The sequence below is a fragment of the Aquitalea pelogenes genome (assembly GCF_001515305.1).
GTDB classification, from domain to species: Bacteria; Pseudomonadota; Gammaproteobacteria; order Burkholderiales; family Chromobacteriaceae; genus Aquitalea; species Aquitalea pelogenes.
On record NZ_LNQV01000021.1, the window covers coordinates 1 to 19687 of the forward strand.

General features: G+C 61.1%; 18 protein-coding genes. 10 read left to right on the top strand and 8 right to left on the bottom strand.

Annotated features, from left to right (window positions below):
- The 5 genes from AWT75_RS10605 to AWT75_RS10620 form a co-directional block, all read right to left on the bottom strand.
- Positions 1–779, bottom strand: a 779-nt coding sequence (locus AWT75_RS10605; RefSeq protein WP_153013296.1) for an FAD-dependent oxidoreductase, incomplete at its 3' end; no start/stop codon positions are given.
- Positions 780–787: 8 nt separating this feature from the next.
- Complete coding sequence (locus AWT75_RS10610; protein ID WP_062789122.1) at positions 788–1603, bottom strand: shikimate dehydrogenase family protein; 816 nt, start codon at positions 1601–1603, stop codon at positions 788–790.
- Between the two features lie 12 nt (positions 1604–1615).
- Positions 1616–2719, bottom strand: coding sequence for an FAD-binding protein (locus tag AWT75_RS22150; protein ID WP_239689553.1), 1104 nt, complete (start codon positions 2717–2719; stop codon positions 1616–1618).
- Positions 2719–3366, bottom strand: a complete 648-nt coding sequence (locus AWT75_RS22155) for an FAD-dependent oxidoreductase (RefSeq protein WP_204376956.1) — start codon at positions 3364–3366, stop codon at positions 2719–2721. Before AWT75_RS22155 ends, AWT75_RS22150 begins: the two co-directional genes overlap by 1 nt.
- Before the next feature lie 91 nt (positions 3367–3457).
- The gene (locus tag AWT75_RS10620; protein WP_062789123.1) at positions 3458–4297 is read right to left on the bottom strand and encodes a sugar phosphate isomerase/epimerase family protein; all 840 of its coding nucleotides are present in this window, start codon (positions 4295–4297) and stop codon (positions 3458–3460) included.
- Between the two features lie 719 nt (positions 4298–5016).
- On the opposite strand from AWT75_RS10620, the gene AWT75_RS10635 reads away from it, so the two are divergent.
- A complete protein-coding gene (locus AWT75_RS10635) occupies positions 5017–6387 on the top strand; it encodes an MFS transporter (protein WP_062789126.1) in 1371 nt (456 codons plus the stop codon).
- 23 nt (positions 6388–6410) lie between these two features.
- On the opposite strand, the gene AWT75_RS10640 is transcribed toward AWT75_RS10635, so the two are convergent.
- The gene (locus AWT75_RS10640) at positions 6411–7067 is read right to left on the bottom strand and encodes a TetR/AcrR family transcriptional regulator (protein WP_062789127.1); all 657 of its coding nucleotides are present in this window, start codon (positions 7065–7067) and stop codon (positions 6411–6413) included.
- A 202-nt stretch (positions 7068–7269) separates the two neighbouring features.
- Between AWT75_RS10640 and AWT75_RS10645 the strand changes: the two genes are divergently transcribed.
- The 8 genes from AWT75_RS10645 (at position 7270) to AWT75_RS10675 (ending at position 14413) form a co-directional block, all read left to right on the top strand.
- Positions 7270–8376 (top strand): porin, encoded by a 1107-nt coding sequence (locus AWT75_RS10645; protein WP_239689546.1) that lies wholly within the window; start codon positions 7270–7272, stop codon positions 8374–8376.
- 69 nt (positions 8377–8445) lie between these two features.
- A complete protein-coding gene (locus AWT75_RS10650) occupies positions 8446–9846 on the top strand; it encodes an MFS transporter (protein WP_062789129.1) in 1401 nt (466 codons plus the stop codon).
- 137 nt (positions 9847–9983) lie between these two features.
- On the top strand, positions 9984–10889 hold the full coding sequence (locus AWT75_RS10655) for a LysR substrate-binding domain-containing protein (protein ID WP_045845032.1): 906 nt from the start codon (positions 9984–9986) through the stop codon (positions 10887–10889).
- Between the two features lie 104 nt (positions 10890–10993).
- Positions 10994–11923: an AEC family transporter gene (locus AWT75_RS10660; RefSeq protein WP_062789130.1), complete on the top strand. Its 930-nt coding sequence runs from the start codon at positions 10994–10996 to the stop codon at positions 11921–11923.
- A gap of 131 nt (positions 11924–12054) precedes the next feature.
- Positions 12055–12237: a hypothetical protein gene (locus AWT75_RS22850; RefSeq protein WP_239689547.1), complete on the top strand. Its 183-nt coding sequence runs from the start codon at positions 12055–12057 to the stop codon at positions 12235–12237.
- Complete coding sequence (locus AWT75_RS10665; protein ID WP_239689548.1) at positions 12198–12989, top strand: TauD/TfdA dioxygenase family protein; 792 nt, start codon at positions 12198–12200, stop codon at positions 12987–12989. The genes AWT75_RS22850 and AWT75_RS10665 overlap by 40 nt, the downstream gene beginning before the upstream one ends.
- Positions 12990–13366: 377 nt before the next feature.
- Positions 13367–14002, top strand: a complete 636-nt coding sequence (locus AWT75_RS10670) for a peroxiredoxin (protein WP_045844923.1) — start codon at positions 13367–13369, stop codon at positions 14000–14002.
- Between the two features lie 225 nt (positions 14003–14227).
- A complete protein-coding gene (locus tag AWT75_RS10675) occupies positions 14228–14413 on the top strand; it encodes a hypothetical protein (RefSeq protein ID WP_045844924.1) in 186 nt (61 codons plus the stop codon).
- A gap of 54 nt (positions 14414–14467) precedes the next feature.
- On the opposite strand, the gene AWT75_RS10680 is transcribed toward AWT75_RS10675, so the two are convergent.
- Both AWT75_RS10680 and AWT75_RS10685 read right to left on the bottom strand, forming a co-directional pair.
- Entirely contained in the window at positions 14468–15568 is a 1101-nt protein-coding gene (locus tag AWT75_RS10680; RefSeq protein ID WP_161937742.1) for a PepSY-associated TM helix domain-containing protein, read from the bottom strand.
- 81 nt (positions 15569–15649) lie between these two features.
- Positions 15650–17758, bottom strand: coding sequence for a TonB-dependent siderophore receptor (locus tag AWT75_RS10685; RefSeq protein WP_062789132.1), 2109 nt, complete (start codon positions 17756–17758; stop codon positions 15650–15652).
- 489 nt (positions 17759–18247) lie between these two features.
- Between AWT75_RS10685 and ccoG the strand changes: the two genes are divergently transcribed.
- On the top strand, positions 18248–19684 hold the full coding sequence (gene ccoG, locus AWT75_RS10690; RefSeq protein WP_062789133.1) for a cytochrome c oxidase accessory protein CcoG: 1437 nt from the start codon (positions 18248–18250) through the stop codon (positions 19682–19684).
- The last annotated feature ends 3 nt before the right edge of the window (positions 19685–19687 follow it).

Below are 19687 nucleotides of genomic sequence, written 5' to 3' on the forward strand. Positions count from 1 at the left end.
GGGCCGTCCGGCGTGTCCAGCAGCGCACCGCTCACCTTGTCCTGTTCGCGCAGCAACTGGCGCACCGGGCTGGACAGGCGCAGTTCCACCCCGGCTTGCAGGGCCGAGGCCCCCAGCGCGGCGGCCAGCGCATTGCCGTTGACCAGCCGCATGCCACGGCCATGCAGCAGGCAGTCGCGCCAGTAGGCCAGCACGCGCCGGGTGACATAGGCAAAGGAGGCGAGCGAGCGGCTGGCGTTGAGAAAATGACGCAGCTCCACACCGGAGGCAATGCCCATGCCCCATAGCGAAATCACGTCCAGCGGCTTTTTCAGCTGGTGGATGTGCGCGCCCAGCAGTCGGCCATCGAACGGTGCCGCACACACCGAACGCCCGCCGCTGGCCGCCCCGGCACTGTGGCCGTGGAAGTCCGGAATCAGGTTGCCGTCGATGAAGCGCAGCAGGCTGTGGCGCTGGAAGAAGTCCACCATGCGTGGCGCGTGGCTCAGATAGGCATCGGTCAGTGCGGGATCGAAGTCCTCTCCCAGTTCGCTGTGCAGGTACTGGCGCGGCAGGGCCGGGTCTTCGTCTATCCCGGCGGCGATGGCCAGCGGGTTGCGCGGCACCCACAGCCAGCCGCCCGACCAGGCAGTGGTGCCGCCGAATTCGGCTTCTTTTTCCGCCACCACCACCTTCAGCCCCAGCCGGGCGGCGGTGACGGCAGTGGCCAGCCCGCCGGCGCCGCTGCCCACTACCAGCAGGTCGCAGTGCAGGGTGTTGGCTTGTGCTTGCTTGTTCACGGCCAACCTCAGCGCGCCAGCGGACCCTGCGCCAGCAGGAAGTCCAGCATCAGTTCACGCACGGCGGCAAACATGTCGCCCCCCACCACGGTCTGGCAGCCCAGTGCACGGGCGCTTTCAATCAGCGGGGTGACGGCCGGGGCGGTAATCACGTCGCCGACAAACATAGTGTCGTCCAGCTTGCCGGCATCAATTGGCAGCGGGTCGCTGGCCTGCATGCCGGTGGGCGAGGCGTTGATGGCAATGGCAAAGCCGCTGGGGTCGTTGCTGCCTATGCGCAGCTGGCCGGGGAAGCTGGCGTCAAGCCGGGTAATCAACTGGTCGCGGCGGCTGGTGTCGGCGTCGTGGATGGCCAGTTCGCTGACGCCGTTTTCCAGCAGGGCCAGTGCAATGGCCGAACCCGCACCGCCAGCACCCACCAGCAGTGCGCGCTTGCCTTCCGGCTGGCAACCAGCTGCGCGCATGGCGGCTACATAACCGGCGCCGTCACACATGTCGCCGTGCCAGCTACCGTCGTCATTGCGGCGCATCACATTGACCGCGCCCAGGCGGCGCGCCCGGTCGCTGCTGCTGCTGCATTGGGCAAACATGGCGAACTTGTGCGGCACGGTGACGATGATGCCGTCCAGATTGCCCGCCAGGCTGATGCCCTTGACGTAGGCATCCAGATTGGCCGGGCTGACATGGCTGGGCACCAGAATGGCATTACGGCCTTGCTGTTGCAGGGCGGCGCTGACGCCAGCCGGGGATTTCACCTGGGCGATCGGGTCGCCCACGATGGCCAGTACGCGGGTGGCACCATCCAGTTGCAGGGTTTGGGTCATGTTGTGCTCTCCTTATTGGGTAACGGTGACGCGCGTCGGGGCGCGGGTGTGGCGTTGGCTGGCGTGGGTGGCGGCAATGCTGGCAAATACCAGCGCCGGGCCGATGGTGATGCCGGGCGCGGTATACACCCCGCCCATGATGGAATGCATGTCATTGCCCACCGCATACAGGCCGGCAATGGGCTGGCCGTCGAGGCCCAGCACCCGCGCCTGGGCGTCGGTTTGCAGGCCGGTGGCCGCGCCGATGTCGCCCGGATAGAGCCGCACCGCGTAATACGGGGCTTCGGCGAGCGGGCCGATATTGGGATTGGGCTGACCGCGTGAGGGGTCGCCCATGTTTTGCTGGTAGGCGGTTTCGCCACGGTGGAAGTCGCTGTCCACGCCGCTGGCGGCAAAGCGGTTGTTGCGCGCCACGCTGTCCTCCAGCGTGGCTGGGTCCATGCCCAGCTTGCCGGCCAGCTCGGCCAGTGTGTTGCCTGCGCTCAGGTAGCCATCGGCCAGGTAGGGTTCCAGGTTCTTGCCGCCGGGGCGCACCATGCCGATGCCGTACTGGCGCAAGGCGGCAGCATCGCAAATAAGGAAGGCCGGAATGCTGGGCGTGCTGCGGTTGGCTTCCTGCATGGCCAGGCCAAACAGGTGGTAGGAGGTGCTTTCGTTGACAAAGCGCGCGCCACGGGCATTGACGGTAATCATGCCGGGCTTGGCGCGGTCCAGCATGAAGTGCGGAAACACCGCCTGGCTGCCATCGGCACGGCGGCGCAGTGATACCGGTGCCCAGAATGCCGGGCTGAGGCTGCCTTCGGCCAGTTTTGCACCAAGGCCGCGCGCCAGCTGCTGTGCCTGACCGGTATGGCCGGGCGCGCCGGGGCACCAGTCCATCTCTATGCCCGGCAGCAGGCGGGCGCGTTGTTCCGGGTCGCGGTTGAAGCCGCCGCTGGCCAGAATCACTCCCTGATTCACCTTGATGCTGCGGCTGGTCTTGTCCTGGCGCAGGGTGAGGCCGTGCACGCCGCGCTCATCGTGCTGGATGTCGCTGGCCTGGGCTCGCAGTGCCAGCTGCACATTGCCCAGTTTCGACAGCGAATACAGCAGGCGGCCCACCAGCGCATTACCCATCACCAGCCGGGTGCGCGCGGGTAGCTCAGGCGGTCGCTGGCATGGCGCAGCAGCAGCTTGAGCGAGTGCCTGAACGAAGGCAGCGAGGACTTGAGCTTCAGCAGGTGGTTGATGTCGGTGCGGTCCACCATCATGCCGCCCAGCACGGTGAATTCGGGGATGGGCGGGCGCAGTACGGCAAACAGCTCGCCCAAGAGACGGCCATCAAAGGGTAAGGGTTCCAGCGCACGGCCATTGAGGGTGGAGCCGGGCAGGTCGGAAATGTAGTCCGGGTGTTTGGGGTAGGGGCGGAATTTCACCTCGGTGGCGGCTTCCAGCGCAGCCACCGCCGCCGGGCCGGCTTGCAGGAAGGCCTGGCGCAGTGCCGGGTCGGCCCGTTCGCCAATGGCATTGTCCAGATAGCGCGCTGCTTCGGCCAGGGTGTCTTGCGGATTCACCCGCGCGCTATGCAGGGTGCTGGGTATCCAGGTAGTGCCGCCGGACAGGGCGGTGGTGCCGCCCACGTATTCGCTGTGTTCCACCAGCAGCACTTTCTGTCCGGCAAGGCCGGCAAACAGTGCGGCAGCCAGCCCGGCACCACCGGCACCTATGACCACCACATCAAATTCACTGCCTTGTGCAGGCAGGTTTTCCAGTTGCAACAGCATGTCAGTCTCTCCGTATTGCTGTCTTGCGTCCGTTTTGTTGCATAAAAGCAACCAGTCGGTACGTTTTGAGAATTTTTTTTATGGAAGATTGTTACGTGCCAGCCGACTCAAGCGCTGCACCGTAGGTGCGCTGCAATAACTGTTGTGCAGCACTGCGTAGCAGCTTGGCCCGCTCCACGGCACGCAGATGGCCCTTGCTGTGCATCGGCACTTCCAGCGCAATCGGCAGCTCCGGCGGCAAGGCCAGCAGCAGTTCGCCCAGCGCCAGCCCGCCGTGGCCCGGTGGCATGCGCTCGGCGCGGGCCTGGTACAGCAGTTCTTCCATGCTGTCTGGTTTTGCTGCCGGGGCATCGCACAACTGCATGTAGTGCAGGCGCTGGCGCGGCACCTCGGCCAGCATGGCCGGGGCGTCCCCGGCGCGGTCAAAGTGGATGGCGTCCACCAGCAGGGCGGCATTGTCCTGGCCGGCTTGCTCCAGCAACTGCATGGCCATGGCGATGTTGCGGATGTCGGTCCAGGGCATGGGCTCGATATTCATGCTCAGGCCCAGTGGTGCGCCCAGTTCACACAGGCGGGCAAAACTGTCCGCACAGCGGGCAAAGTCCGGGTCATTACCTGCCACCAGTACCTCGTGTGCGCCTAGCCGGGCGGCACTTTCCAGCATGGGCAGATAGCTGGCGACATCCACTTCCGGTTTGAGCCTGAGTATTTCCACATCAGACACTTGCAGGCCGGTGTCCTGCAGGCGCACCAAGGTTTCGCGCAGCAGCGGGCTGTTGCCCAGCATGTCGTGTTGCGGTTCTTCGGCCGTGGCAGGCAGCAGGCGCAGACCGACATGGCTGAAGCCGGCAGCAGCGGCGCAGCTGACCATGTCGGGCGGGGATAGCTCCAGCATGCTGAGGGCAGCAAGGGCGAGCTGGCGTGGTGGCATGAGTCTCTCCTGTGTAGCTGGCGCAGGCGGGTGGGCGTGGTGGCATCCCCCGTGTTGGCCAGTCTGTTTTTCGGTGGCTGATGGCTGGGCAGTATGCAATCGCAAAAAACGGAATGCAATTCAAAAAAATAACTTTGTTTTGATTTTTTGTTTGATGTGCAGTGTCCGGCAGCCATGGCTGACAGGTGGCATGCATGCGCTTTTGCTGTCCGCTTTCAGCCGGAAAATGCAGGACTGGCCTGTATTTGTGGTGTGGCAGGACTCAGGGATTTCCCGCACTGAAACGGGGCAGGGAATGGTGTTTAACTGCTGTTTTCCGGCTGTTGTATTTTTTTAATGTGCTGATTTGGCGTAGGAAAACTACAAAATCAAGGCGCTGGTGCATGCTATGGATATCTGCACATGGATGGGGCGCAGTTATCGTAAATCGGTATAACTGATAGATTTTTTGCGGTATGTTTTGAAGATTCATGCCAAGTCAGAATGCATTCCATGCCCAAGACGCATGGACAAGCATGCCAAGCTCGGGCTGCACCAGGCAGCAAGCAGTGCACGGCCGGACCGGCCAGTCATCACAGGCAGACTCCTCCCCTCAACAGGAAAGAAGCTGGCAAGGGACAGTAGCTTCAACGGCCTGCAGCTGACCGGCAAGGGCAGGGCAGATAGCAAGAACAACAAGGCAGCGATTGATAGTCAGCGCTGCAACAGGAGACAAACAGATGAGTAACGCCAGCAATGTCATCAATGTTCGGTCATTGATCGACGATCGTCCCATCAACCGCTTTCAGTGGCTGGTGGTGTTTTTTGGTTTCTGCATTATCGCGGCCGACGGTTTTGACGTGGCCATCATGGGTTTCATCGCCCCGGAACTCAAACGCCTGTGGCATGTGACCAACCCGCAGCTGGCGCCGGTGCTCAGCGCCGCGCTGGCAGGTCTCACGCTGGGTGCGCTGTTTGCCGGCCCGCTGGCAGACTATCTGGGTCGCAAGGTGGTACTGGTGTTGTCGGTGTTCTTCTTCGGTTTCTGGACGCTGGTTACCGCCACCTCGACCGACATTACCCATCTGGTGATCTTCCGCTTCCTCACCGGCCTTGGCCTTGGTGCAGCCATGCCCAATGTCGGCACGCTGGTGTCGGAGTTTGCGCCGGAACGCCGTCGCTCCTTCCTGGTGACCGTGGTGTTCTGCGGCTTTACCGTGGGTGCAGCCGGTGGTGGCTTCCTGTCGGCGTGGATGATTCCGCACTTCGGCTGGCAAAGCGTGCTGATTTTCGGTGGTGTGCTGCCGATTGCCGTATCCATCGCGCTGTTGCTGTTCCTGCCGGAATCCGTGCGTTTCCTGGTGGTGCGTAATGCCCCGGCCGCCCGTATTGCCAAGATCGTGCAGCGACTGGCACCGGACCTGTCGATGAAGGACGCCAGCTTCACCATGGGCAATGCGGATGCCGCGCCCAAGGGCAATTCCATCCGTACCGTGCTGTCGCGTCAGTACCGCTTTGGTTCCTTCATGCTGTGGCTGGGCTATTTCATGGCGCTGTTCGTGGTGTACCTGATGGGCAGCTGGATGCCGACGCTGGTAAAGGAATCCGGTTACACCCTGGCGGATGCTGCCTTCATTGCTGCCTTCTTCCAGTTTGGCGGCCCGGCAGGTTCCCTGTTCATGGGCTGGTGCATGGACCGTGCCAATCCGCACAAGGTGCTGGCCATCACTTATGGTCTGGGTGCGGTGCTGCTGTTCGGCTTCACCTCGGTAGCTCATGAACTGCCACTGCTGTGCGCGCTTACCTTCGCCGTGGGCTTCTGCTTCAACGGTGCCAATACCGGCATGAATGCACTGTCTGCCGGCTTCTACCCCACCGCAGCACGTGCCACCGGTTCCAGCTGGATGCATGGTGTGGGCCGTATCGGTGCGGTACTCAGCGCCTTTGCCGGTGGCCAGATGCTGGCCTGGGGCTGGACCTTCTCCCAGGTCTTTGCTGCCCTGGCGGTTCCTGCCGGCATCATCGTGCTGTCGCTGCTGCTGAAAAACCTGGCCAGCAAGGGCTTGCCGGTACAGCCGGTGAGTGCTGCCAGCAAGGCCATGCACCACTGATGACAAGCTGACGGGCTGCGGACTCAGTCTGCCGTCCGCTCCAGATAGGCCAATACCGTATCAATGATGATTTGCCGGTGACGGCTGGCGTGTTCGGGCTGGGTGAGATCCCGTCCGAACAGGCTGGCAAAAGTGTGGCGGTTGGATACGCGATAGAAGCACAGCGAGCTGATCAGCATGTGGACGTCGATGGCATCGGCCCGGTCATGGAATACCTTGTCGGCAATGCCACGTGTGAGGATGCCTTCCACCACCTCGATCACACTGCGGTTGCGCTGGCGGATGATGTCCGAGTCGGCAATATGCCGCGCCTGGTGAATGTTTTCGATACTCACCAGCCGACAGAAGTCCGGATGATTGTGGTGGTAGTCGAAGGTGAAGCCGGTGAGCAGGGCCATGGCCTCGCGCGGTGGCAGGCCTTCCAGCTGCAGCTGTTTTTCGATATCGCGGATTTCACCGTATACCCGTTCCAGCACGGCGATGTACAGCTCCTTCTTGCTGTGGAAGTGGTACACCACCATGCGTTTGTTGGTATTGGACTGCTCGGCGATATTGTCCAGCCGGGCACCGCTGAAACCGTGCTGGACAAATTCGGTCTGGGCCGCTTCCAGAATGCGCTGGCGCATGCCTTCGGGGTCGTTCTTGCGTCGGGTGGGCAAGCTGGGGCTGTCTGTGGACATCAAAACCGGATACCAATGAAAGGAGAAGTGGCAATAAAGGCTGAATCTGCCCGCTTTTGATGACAGATGTCAATCTGGCGACAGCCGTCGTTCGGAGCGGGGAGCGCAGGACAGGGTGGGGCCACTTGCATGGGCCACGCCCGCATTGAGAATTAATTTTAAATAAATATGAATCTGTGAATAAACAGAACTGGAGATAATCGTGAAACACAAGACCCAATTGATGCTGCTGGCTTCCCTGTCCCCGCTGCTGGCCAATGCCGCGCTGGCGGACGATTCCACGGTCACTATTTATGGCCGCATCCATGCCGACTTTGAAAACACCAAGTCCGGCGCAGCCAGCACGGCGTTTTCCACCAACAAGGTGCAAAACGACACCTCGCGCATCGGCTTCAAGGGCAGTGAAGACCTGGGCAACGGCCTGAAAGCCATCTGGCAGGTGGAATCCGGCGTAGCCATCGATGACGGTTCCGGCACCGGCTCCAATACCTGGGCCGGTCGTGAAAGCTTCATCGGTTTGAGCTCTGCCCAGTTGGGTACGCTGAAGGCCGGTAACTTCCTGGTGGCCATTGACGACCTGCACTACATTGCCGGCAACAGCTTCCAGTACGCCACCGGCATTTCCAACGATGCCACGCTGTGGGCCAACGGCGGCAGCCTGGCCAGCGGCGGTTTTGATGTACGCGCCGGTAACTCGGTAAGCTATCAGACGCCCAAGTTCAACAATGTCACCGCCCGCATCCAGTATTCGCTCACCACGGGCACTGGCAGCTCGGAAACCACCAGCCATGGTGCAACGCTGGTATCCGGCAACCTGACGTATGACGACGGTCAGCTGCGCGTGGGTTACGGCTTCCAGCAAAACCGTGCGATGCAAGCCATGTCCAGCAACTTCTACCAGAATGGTCTGATGCACATGCTGGCTGTGGGTTACAACTTCGGCAGCATCTATGTAGGCGGCCTGGTGGAACACGACATCCTGGATAACATCAACCAGACCGGTAACAGCCGCAGCCGCAACTACGGCAGCCTGATCGGCACCTACACCAACGGCGCCAACATCTTCTCCGCCCAGTATGGCCAGGCCGCGTCGTGGAAGGGTTCGGCAGCAGTACAGGACAGTGGCGCCAAGATGGGCACGCTGGCTTACAACCGCGTACTGAGCAAGACCACCCAGGTGTATGTGCTGTTTACCGAGCTGCATAACGAAGCCAATGCCACGTATGTACTGGGCGGCAACCCCAGCGCCACGGCCGCCGGTGCCAAAACCCAGCACTCGCTGGCCGTGGGCATGTGGAAAAACTTCTGATCCTGATGCTTCCAGTTCAACTGCAGGGTGGGGACGACCCGTCCTGCGGTTTTATCTGTTTGTCTGCCCATGCGACTTGCTGACCGACCAAACCCTTCCTCGCTGATCGCCTTGCTGGTGGCGGCTGCGTTCTTCATGGAAAACCTTGATGCCACGGTCATCAATACTGCCTTGCCTGCCATGGCGGCAACTTTTGCTGTGCAGCCGGTTGACCTCAATATCGGCATCACCGCTTATCTGCTTACCCTGACCTTGCTGATACCGGCCAGCGGCTGGCTGGCCGACCGGCTGGGCTGCCGTCGCGTATTCATGGCGTCCATCGTGGTGTTCACGCTGGCGTCCTTGCTGTGTGCCATGTCGCAAAACCTGTGGCAGTTTGCCTCGGCGCGCGTGCTGCAAGGGGTGGGCGGGGCAATGATGGTGCCGGTGGGGCGGCTGGCCGTATTGCGCAATACGCCCAAGCATAAGCTGATGCAGGCCATCGCCATGATTACCTGGCCAGGTCTGGTGGCACCGGTATTGGGGCCGGCGCTGGGCGGCTTCATCGCCACTTATGCGTCCTGGCACTGGATTTTCCTGCTTAACCTGCCGCTGGGTGTGCTGGCGTTTGCTCTGGCGTGGTGGCTGATTCCACCCTCGGCGGACGGGATGGCAAGCAGCCGTTTTGACTGGACGGGCTTTTTGCTGTGCGGCACGGCCTGCCTGTTGCTGATGAGCGGTCTGGAGCAGGTGGGTGGCACGGGGCAGCTGATGCTGGCCATGCTCTGCCTGTCAGGTTCCGGGGTGCTGCTTGCGGGGCTGTGGCGACATTGCCGCCGTAGCCATGCCCCCTTGCTGGATGTGTCCATCCTGCGCATCCGCACTTACCGCACCACTATTGTTGGCGGCTCTTTGCTGCGCGCAGCCATCAACACCACGCCGTTTTTGCTGCCGCTGATGTTCCAGCTGGGCATGGGCATGGATGCCTTCCGTTCCGGCCTGCTGTTGCTCACCCTGTTTGCCGGCAACCTGGGCATGAAGGTGCTGACCAGCCGTACGCTGCGGCGCTTTGGCTTTCGTCTGACCTTGCTGCTCAGCGGCCTGGCACTGGTGGTGCTGACCCTGCTGATTGCCACCTTCGGCCCGGATACGCCGTGGCCGCGGCTGGTGCTGGTGTTGCTTCTGTCCGGCATGGCCCGTTCCATGACCTTTACCACGCTGAGCACCCTGGCTTTTGTCGACGTGCCGCCAGCACAGATGAGCCACGCCAACACCCTGTTCAACATGCTGCTGCGCATGGCCTATGGCATGGGCATCGCCATTGCTGCCGTCGGCCTGCGCATGGCTGAATCCTGGCTGCCGCAGGCCAATGCGCTGACGCATTATCATTTTGCCTTTGTCGTACTGGCTGGCCTGACGTTGTTGGCGTTATGGGATGTGTGGCAGTTACCGGGCAATGCCGGACAGTTATTAAGCCGGCAGCCGGAGTAGCGCCACTGATGTTGCCAATATCTGTTTGGACAGACGACAAGGGCAATGCCATGCTTCTGTCTTGGCCGCCGGGCCGGGACAGCATGACAGGCACCGCCTGCAGGGCGGGCAGCAATAACGACAAGAAGGTTGGGTTTATGGATTTGAAACAGTTGCAGTACTTTACCTGCGTGGCAGAGCTGGGCAGCTTCACTCGCGCATCCAATACGCTGAACATTGCCCAGCCCGCGCTCAGCCGCCAGATCCGCATGCTGGAAGTGGAACTGCGGCAGAACCTGCTGATCCGTAATGGCCGGGGTGTTTCCATGACCGAGGCCGGCAAGGTGTTGCTGGAGCATAGCCTGGGCATCCTGCATCAGGTAGAGCGGGTGAAGGAGGAGCTGGGCAAGGTGCGTGGAGCCATGGCCGGGCATGTGGTGGTGGGCCTGCCACCCAGCCTGCTCAAGGTGCTGGCGGTGCCGCTGACCAAAACCTTCCGCGCCCGGCTGCCCAATGCCTCGCTGTCCATCTGCGAGGGCCTGTCCGTCACCATGCACGAGGCGCTGGTAGCCGGGCGGCTGGACGTGGCCCTGCTGTACAACGTGATTCCGTCGGCAGAGGTGGAAACCTTCCCGCTGCTGGAGGAAGAGCTGTTCCTGATGACCGCCCGCTTTGACAATGCCCCGGACAGCATCACCCTGCGTGAAGTCGCCGGCACGCCGCTGATCATCCCCAGTCGCCCCAATTCCATCCGCATGCTGGTGGAGTCAGAGTTGGCCAATATCGGCTGCCGTCCGCATATCGAACTGGAAATCGACGGTGTGTCCGCCATTCTGGAGCTGGTGGCCGATGGCTATGGCTCGGCGGTGCTCACTCGCAGTGCGGTGGCCTCGCTGGCCGATGCCTCGCGTTTTACCGTGCGCAAGATTGTAGAACCGGTGCTGTCCAGCAAGCTGGCCATGGCCATCAGCCTGCGTCACCCCTCAACCCTCACCCAGCAGCTGTTCATCGAGCTGATACGCGAACATATCCGCGAATGGCTGGGGTATTCCTCCGAAACCTGATTGCCTCCGAACCGCTGACAAAATAGCGTAGTGTCCCTGGGGCAAAGAGGCGCAACGCAGCAGCAGGTTTTTTGTTAGCGGTTCCTGGGGCGGAAAGTTGCATTGTGCTGGCTATTGCAAGTATCACCGGACCCATCTTCATCCTGATTGCCCTTGGTTACTGGGTAACCTGGCAGCACTGGTTTGCCCAGGCCAATATTCGTGCGCTGGGGCAGTTTGTCATCACCTTTGCCTTGCCGGCGATGATATTCCGCGCGCTGACCCGGCAGTCCTTTGTCGAGGTGGTGGACCTGCACTACCTGCTGGCCTACGGATTGGGTTCCTTGCTGGCGCTGGGCCTGGGCATGCTGTTTGCCCGCGTGGTGGCAGGGCATGACTTTCGGCTCAGTGCACTGTTCGGGCTGGGCATGTCCATGTCCAACAGCGGTTTCATCGGCTTTCCCATCGTGTCGCAGCTATTGGGGGCCAAGGCAGGCATTGCACTGGCCATGACCATGCTGGTGGAAAACGCGGTGGTGTTTCCGCTGGCGCTAATCCTGCTGGAAAGCCATGATGCCAGCGGCAAGGGCTGGGGCCATCTGTTGCGCCAGGTGGGCGGGCGGCTGCTGCGCTCGCCACTGGTGATCGCCATCAGCGCCGGGGTGTTGTGTTCGCTGGCGGGCTTGCAGCTGCCGGGCGTGTTCAGCAAGGTGCTGGAATTGTTGTCGCAGGCTTCGGTGGCCTTGTCGCTGTTTGTCATCGGCGGCTCGCTGGTTGGCTTGAAAACCAGCGGCATCGTGCGCCGTATTTCGCCCATCGTGCTGGGCAAGCTGCTGTTGCACCCCTTGCTGATCTTCCTGCTGCTGCATTTCCTGCTGCCAGTACCCGCCTGGCTGCAAATGGCGGCGGTGCTGTTTGCCTGCGCGCCGATGATGAGCATCTATCCCATCATGGGGCAGAAATACGGCCACGAAGGCTTGTGCGCGGCCACCTTGCTGGCCGCTACGGTGACATCGTTCTTCTCCATCAGCGGCATGCTCTGGTTACAAGGCTGAGGGAATAAGCAATCCGGTTTTTCTTGGTTGGGAATCATGGCGTGGTTTTTTAATATCCACTCCATGTGCATGGTTATGTCCTGTCATGACAGGCCGTGTTTTCATTCCCCTTGCTTTGAGAGGCTGCCAGGATGAGCTTTTATCAGGATTACAACGACAAGCTGGCCATTGAAGGCTGGAACACCCGCGAACTGAGCCAGTACCAGACGTTCGACCTCAAACGCCTGTCCCGGCACTGGGGGCGGAAATCCGTGGTGTCGACCTCAGCCAGCCCTTGCCACCTGCGCAACTGGCGGAAATTCGCCAGGCCCTGACCGAACATCTGGTGCTGACCTTCCCCGGTCAGGCCATCAATGCCGAACAGCACAAGGCCTTTGGTCGTCTGTTTGGCAGCCTGCACCAGCACGTGCTGGGCGACAGCACCCAGCTGACCGCGCGCAGTGGCGACGCAGAAATCCTGGGCTGGAAAACCGGCCGCACCACCCGTTACACCGCGGGCGACGCCTGGCATAACGATGTGTCTTGCGACCCGCACCCCATCTGGGCGTCTTTCCTGCGCGTCACCCGCCTGCCGGAAGTCGGCGGTGGCGACACGGCGTTTGCCAACCTCTATCTGGCGTATGAATCCTTGTCCGAACCCATCAAGCAACTGCTGCTGGGGCTGACTGCCGTGCATGACGGGCGGGAAGGCTGGAGCAATGGCTATGGTGCCGAACCGAAACCCGGCCAGGTATTCAATGCCAGCGAACACCCGGTGGTGGCACGTCATCCGGTCAGCGGCCGTCCCTTCCTGTTTGTGAACGAGGCGTTTACTTCGCATATCGTGCAGCTGAGCCGTGCCGAAAGCGATGCGCTGTTGCAGCTGCTGTACCGTCATATCGAAAAGCACCAGTCCTTCCAGGCGCGCATTCACTGGCAGCCGGACATGCTGCTGCTGTGGGACAACTGGGCCACCCAGCACCACGCCATCTGGGATTACTACCCGTTCGAGCGTTGGGGCGAGCGTGTGTCGGCCTATCGGGACCACGGCCCGCAGCCTGCCGGCACCATCATCGGCCAGCAGTAAGCCGCAACAATATGCCAACAAGCGGGGCTGTCCTCACGGGCAGCCCCTTTTGCTGCATGCCCCAGGCGGCTGACCACGTTATTAGGTGCGATTGCGATGGACCCGGCACAGCCGGGCCTTTTAACCAAGGGATTGATTTCGCAGCCTTGCCATTCCATCCCGATTCCCCGTCCTTGCCCTGCCAATGGAAATAGGGAGTACCGCTTTCATTGCAGAAAGCCTGAGGGGGGGTGTCAATCATCCGGGGCTGCTTATGCAGCCTTTGCCATGCTTATCCAGCCGCCGCCTGATAAGCAACGCAGTTTTCCTTGGTTCACGGGCAGCGTGGCAGTGCTTACAGTAAGCCCATCACGCAAACACAGTACAAAGGAACCAGCATGACTCTGCGACTTGGCGACATCGCTCCGGATTTCAGCCAGCAATCCACCATTGGCGAACTGCATTTCCACCAGTGGAAGGGTGACAGCTGGGCCGTGCTGTTTTCCCATCCGGCCGACTACACCCCGGTGTGCACCACCGAACTGGGTGCCACCGCCAAATTGCAGCAGGAGTTTGCCCGCCGCAATGTCAAGGTGCTGGCGCTGTCGGTAGACCCGGTGGAAGCCCACCATGGCTGGATTGCCGATATCAATGACACCCAGCAGACCGAGGTGAATTTCCCCATCGTGGCGGACGCGGACCGCAAGGTGTCCGAGGCCTACGACCTGATTCACCCGAATGCCAGCAGCACCCATACCGTGCGCTCGCTGTTCATCATCGACCCCAGCCACAAGGTGCGCTTGATCATTACCTACCCGGCCAGTACCGGCCGCAATTTTGCCGAAATCCTGCGGGTGATCGACTCCCTGCAACTGACCGACCATCACAGCGTGGCTACTCCGGCCAACTGGCAGCAGGGTGAGGAAGTGGTGATCGTGCCATCACTGCAGGATGAAGCACTGATCCGTGAAAAGTTTCCCCAGGGCTACCGTGCCGTACGGCCCTATCTGCGCCTGACGCCGCAGCCGGTTTGATGATTTGTCCGTTGTACCGTTGTCTCTGTTTCTCCTTCTTGCATGTCTCTTCTTCTTGCCGGGTCGGCTGACCCGGCATTTTTTTTGAAACTGGCCATTGGGCCATTAAATGCCGGTGATAGCAGTGCTCAATGGTGGACTTATGCGACCAGAATGACAGATACTGCTGTAATGCATGCTTGACTTACAATAATTTCCCCAACTTCCCCCTGCAGGTATAAAGCGTTGGACGGCAAAAAACCCGATATCGATGCAATGCTGGATCTGGCTTATCAATTGGTGCTCTGTCAGCTGGAAGCGGACGTCTATCGTGCCAAAGAGGAGATTCGCGAGATGGTGGTTCCCATCAAGATTTTGCTGCTCAGGCAAATCGGAGAGGACACCGACATCTGCAATCTCGATGATTTCTAGCCTGCTTCACACTACGTCTTCCCATCCTCCCCGACATCTGATTGCGTGGGCGCATCACTGCTGTGCAGTGCGTGCCCTGGTCGCCACCATGGCCGCTTGCCTGCTGCCTTGCTTGCACCGCCTGGCCTGCCACTGAAACAGGCCACTGCCGCCCAGAATCATCAATACCACGCCGCTGACCGCCATCAGCAACTGGTGCCAGACACCACCCAGGCTGCCGGTGTGCAAGGCCTGTGCCCAGCTGCCGATTTTCCGCCAGGCTTGTGTCTGTTCCGTCCTTTCCACGCTCAATACCGTTCCCCGGTAAGGGTCCAGCCTAATCAGGGTGCTGCCGTTGGGGTGCAACTCGTCGTCCAGCCGCTTGCGCAGTTCAACCGGCTGATTGGCACGCGCGCTGATGCTGATGCTGCTCAGCCTGCCCTGTGGCAGACGGGCATTACCGCGGGCGACCAGTTCATCCAGCGCCAGTTGCGGCCCGGCCGGTGTGATGTGCTTGCCCGTGCGTGGCTGGCCGTGCTTGGCCGGGCTTAGCCATTGGCGGATGGGCTGGTTGAATGCCAGAACCAGGCCACTGAGGGTGCTGAGCAGCAAGAGCAGCAACATGCTGGCACCCAGCATGCGGTGCAGGTCGCCCAGCCATACCGCCAGGCCCTTGTCGCGCCGCAGCCGCCAGGCTTTGCGCCAGTCCTTTGGCCACCAGTGGATGATGCCGCTGAGCAGCACCAGCAGGATGGCAATACCGGCCACGCCCACCCAGGTCTTGCCATCTTCCAGCAGCAGGCGGGCATGCACTTCGTGCAGCCAGCGCCAGCCGGTGCCACGGCCTTCTGGCGTGGCCAGTGGCCGGCCAAATTGCGGGTCCAGCCATAGAAGCTGGTCTGGCTGCTGGCGCTGGCGTACCCGTACTTCGATGGCGTCTGCGGGGTTTTGCGGCAGGCGCAGGGTGAAATCAGCCTGCGGATAGCTGGCGCGCAAGCTGGCCAGTACCACCTGATAGTGCGGGCTGGCGGCATGGCTTGCCACCGGGGCGGGGTAGGTTTTGCCCTGCAGCAGCTGTTGCACGGCCAGCAGGCTGCCGCTCAGGCCCAGCAGCAAGGCAAACAGGGCGGCCAGCAAGCCCAGATAACGATGTAACAGAATGACGATGCGTTTCACTTGGTTTTCCACGGCAAAGCGCTGCGGCTGTTGATATTCAGCCGCAGCGCAGGACATGAGCCGGCCAGTGCCGGCAGGGAATCAGAAACTCAGGCTGGCCTTGACCAGCAATTCGCGTGGGTCGCCCAGCCGCACCGTGGACACGCTGCCGCTGTTGCTGGTGGTGGTTGTGCCGGTGCTGGAGGCGTAATAAGTCTTGTCGAACACGTTTTTCAGGTTGGCCTGGATTTCCAGCTTCTGGCCGTGCAGGCGGGTTTGCCAGGCAATGAAGGCATCGGTCACGAAATAGGACGGCAGCTGGAAGGAGTTGGCGGCGTCCCCCTGACGCTGGCCGACAAAGCGCGTGCCGCCACCAATGCGCCAGTTGTTGCCAAAGCTGTCCTGGCCAAGCCGGTAAGCCAGATTGACGCTGCCGCTGTGCTTGGGCACGTTATAAAGCTGCTTGCCGGCATAGACCGGGTCCTTGGTGACCATGGCATCGGTGTAGGCCCAGGCCAGGGTCATGGACAGGCGACGGGTGATTTCGCCGCTGACATCCAGCTCCACCCCCTGCGAGCGTACCTTGCCCATGGCCTTGTCGATGCCGTCGGTATCGGTGGCCACCACATTGCTCTTGTCGATGTGGAATACGGCCAGGGTGGCGCTCAGGCCGCTTTGTTCCAGCTTGATGCCTGCTTCACGAGCGCTGCCGCGTTCCGGGTCGAAGTGCTGGCCGTCGCTGGCGGTGTTGGGCACAAAGGATTCGCTGTAGCTGCCATACAGCGACCAGTGCGGGTTCAATTTGTACACCAGGCCAAACTGGGGCAGGGCGGTAGTGCCCGCGCTGCGGTCGCTGACGGCATAGGGGCGGCCCACCCCGTCTTCCTGCTGGTAATGCTGGTAGCGCAGGCCGTAGCTGGTTTGCCATTGCGGTGCCAGTTCCCAGTTGTCCATCAGCAGCAGCGACTGGGTGTCGATGGTGCTGCGGTTGTCGCTTTGTGTTGCGCTCAGGCTGGTGTTGGCCGTGCTCAGTACGCCATAAACCGGGTTGTTGACATTCAGCTGGGTGGCGCTGCTGGCGCTGCCGCGGAAGGTGTCGGAGCGCAGCTCGCGTGCGCGGGTGATGTCCAGTCCGATCACCGGCTGGTGACGCTGGCCGAACAGGCTGACATCGCCTTGCAGCTTGCTGCCCAGCACCAGTGTGCTGTTGTTTACCACATTGCCATCCAGACGGCGGGTCAGCACGCCGGTGCGGGCGTTATAGGCGGTGGCGCGGGTTTCGTAGTTGCTGTAGCTGATTTCATTCCATGCCAGGCGAGAGTCCAGTTTCCACTGGCTGTTCAGCATGTGGCTGTAACTGGCGGTGGCGGTCTGGGTGTGGCCCTGTGCCACGTCCAGTGTGTCGCCCAGCCGTGTTTCGCGTGGCACGTTCAGCGGTTTGCCGTTGTAAAACACGGTGCCGCGATCCCACGGCGTGCTGAAGTCACTGTACTGATACGACAGCAACAGGCTGTCGCGTCCGTCGCTCCAGGACAGCGAGGGTGCAATCATGTTGCGCTTGGTGCTGCCAAAGTTGCGCCAGTAGTCGGTGTCCTGCTTGTCGGCAATCAGGCGGTAGGCGAAGTTGGAATCGCCGATCTGCCCGGTGCTGTCCAGCGTGGCCGCGCCGCCGCCAAAGCTGCTGCTCTGGGCGCTGATGGTGGTTTGCGCGTCGCGTTGCGGTTTCTTGCTGATGACGTTGATGACGCCGCCGGGCTCCTGGATGCCATACAACAGCGAGGCCGGGCCTTTGAGCACCTCCACCGATTCGGTGGTGGCGTCGAAATTGCTCATCAGATAAGAGCGCACCCCGTCGCGCAAAATGCTGCCATCGTTGCGCTCGCCAAAACCACGGCGGGTAAAGCTGTCCTGGATGCCTGCCAGGGTATTGCTCTCCACCACGCCGCTGACGGTACTCACTGCTTCGGCCAGGCTTTTTACCTGTTTGTCAGCCAGGGTTTGCGGAGTGACGGACTGTACGGCCTGGGGCGTGTCCAGCGTGCTTTGCGTGTAGCCTGCCACGCTGGTTTGCCGGGTCTGGTAGCTGTGTGTGTTCTGGGTGTCGCTACTGGCACTGACCGACACCGTATCCAGGGTGGCAGTGTCTTCGGCATGGGCGGCGAGGGGGCTGAGGACCAGCAGGGATGTTGAAACGAAGGCGGCAGTATTCATGATGCATGTTGTTATAAATGAGAATCATTATCATACATGACTTGTGAACTGTCTAAAAGTACGGGTTTTCCCGAAATCCATGTGCAGAAAGCCCTCGCAGTGGCAGATGGCATGCCGCCGCAGCACCTCAGCATCCGCCCGCTAGGGGGGGCATGATGTCTGCCTTGGCAGGAATGGGGAGCGAGACGGGCTGATGCGGCTGTGACGCTGCTAGCCTTGGCAGACGGTAGCTCATTATGTTGTATTTAGAATACATATTAATGGCCTGTGCAAGGTCATTGCTCCGGATGATTGCAGTTGCACGCTTGTGCAGGAGTTTTTGCAAGTTATTGACTGTAAATGTTTAATTTCCCATCCGGTCGTGGCGGCGGGCGTCTGTCGGCGCTGTGTCAGGCTGACGGCGCTATTGCCAGATGGCATGCAAAACAATATCGTATTGCGATATTTATGCGCCAGCCGTGGCGCATAACGCCACTTGCCAAGGAATGTATGTCTGTCCCGCCTCGCACCATCCCCATCAAGCCTGTTGCGGCGACTGCCGCAGACGGGTCGGAAGTGGTATCGCTGTATGCTGCTCAAAAGAAAATCTACCCGCGCAGCGTGCATGGTCGTTTCAACAACTGGCGTATTGCCGCCGTTGTGCTTACCCAGCTGGTGTTTCTCGGCCTGCCCTGGCTGCGCTGGGATGGCCGCCAGGCAGTCAATTTCGACCTGGTGGAACGCAAGTTCTATCTGTTCGGCCTGATTTTCTGGCCACAGGATTTTATCTATCTGGCTGCCTTGCTGATCCTGTGCGCCTTTGGCTTGTTCTGGTGGACCACCATTGCCGGGCGGCTGTGGTGCGGCTATTCCTGTCCGCAGACGGTGTACACCGAAATCATGCTGTGGATCGAGCAATGGACCGAAGGCAAGCACAGCCAGCGCAGCAAGCTGGACCAGCAAGGCTGGAGCCTGCGCAAGCTGCGCATCAAGCTGTGCAAGCACGGGCTGATGCTGGCTTTTTCCCTGCTGACCGGTTTTACGCTGGTGGGTTATTTCACGCCCATCCAGCAGCTGCTGGCGGCCTTGCCCCATTTCGATTACGGGCCGTGGGAGCTGTTCTGGATTTTCTTCTACGCGGCTTGCACTTATTTGCTGGCCGGGGTGATGCGCGAGCAGGTATGCCAGTACATGTGCCCTTATGCCCGTTTCCAGAGCGTGATGTTTGATGCCGACACGCTGGTGATTTCCTACGATGCCGCCCGCGGCGAACCACGCGGCGCGCGCAAGAAGGGCAGCGACCTGCAGCAACAGCAGCTGGGGTCTTGCATCAACTGCGGCATTTGCGTACAGGTGTGCCCGGCCGGCATTGATATCCGTGATGGCCTGCAACATGAGTGCATCGGCTGCGCCGCCTGCATTGATGCCTGTGACGAGGTGATGGACAAGATGGCCTATCCGCGCGGGCTGATTCGTTACACCACGGAAAATGCGCTGAACGGCCTGTATCCGGAAAGCGCCATCCTGTCCCGGCTGCGCCGACCGCGGGTGGTGCTGTATAGCTTGCTGTTGCTGCTGGTGAGCGGTGCGGCCATCACCTCGTTCAGCTTGCGCAAGCCTTTCAAGGTGGATGTGATGCGTGATCGCGCCTCGCTGGTACAGGAAACCGGGGAGGGGCTGCTGGAAAACAGCTATCAGCTGAATGTGATCAACACCACCAGTCAGGACCAGCAGTTCATCATCAGCGTCAGCGGGCTGTCAGGCATTGCCATTGCCAAGCCGACCCTGCTGTCCATCCGCGCGGCAGACAGCAAGAGCCTGGGCGTGCGGGTGGTGGTGGACCCGCAAGCCGCCGGGCCGGGCAGTCATCCCATCGTGTTCCGTGTGCAAACCCGGACCCAGCCTGCGCTGGTGGTGGAAGAGAAATCCAGCTTTATCGGGGAGTGATGG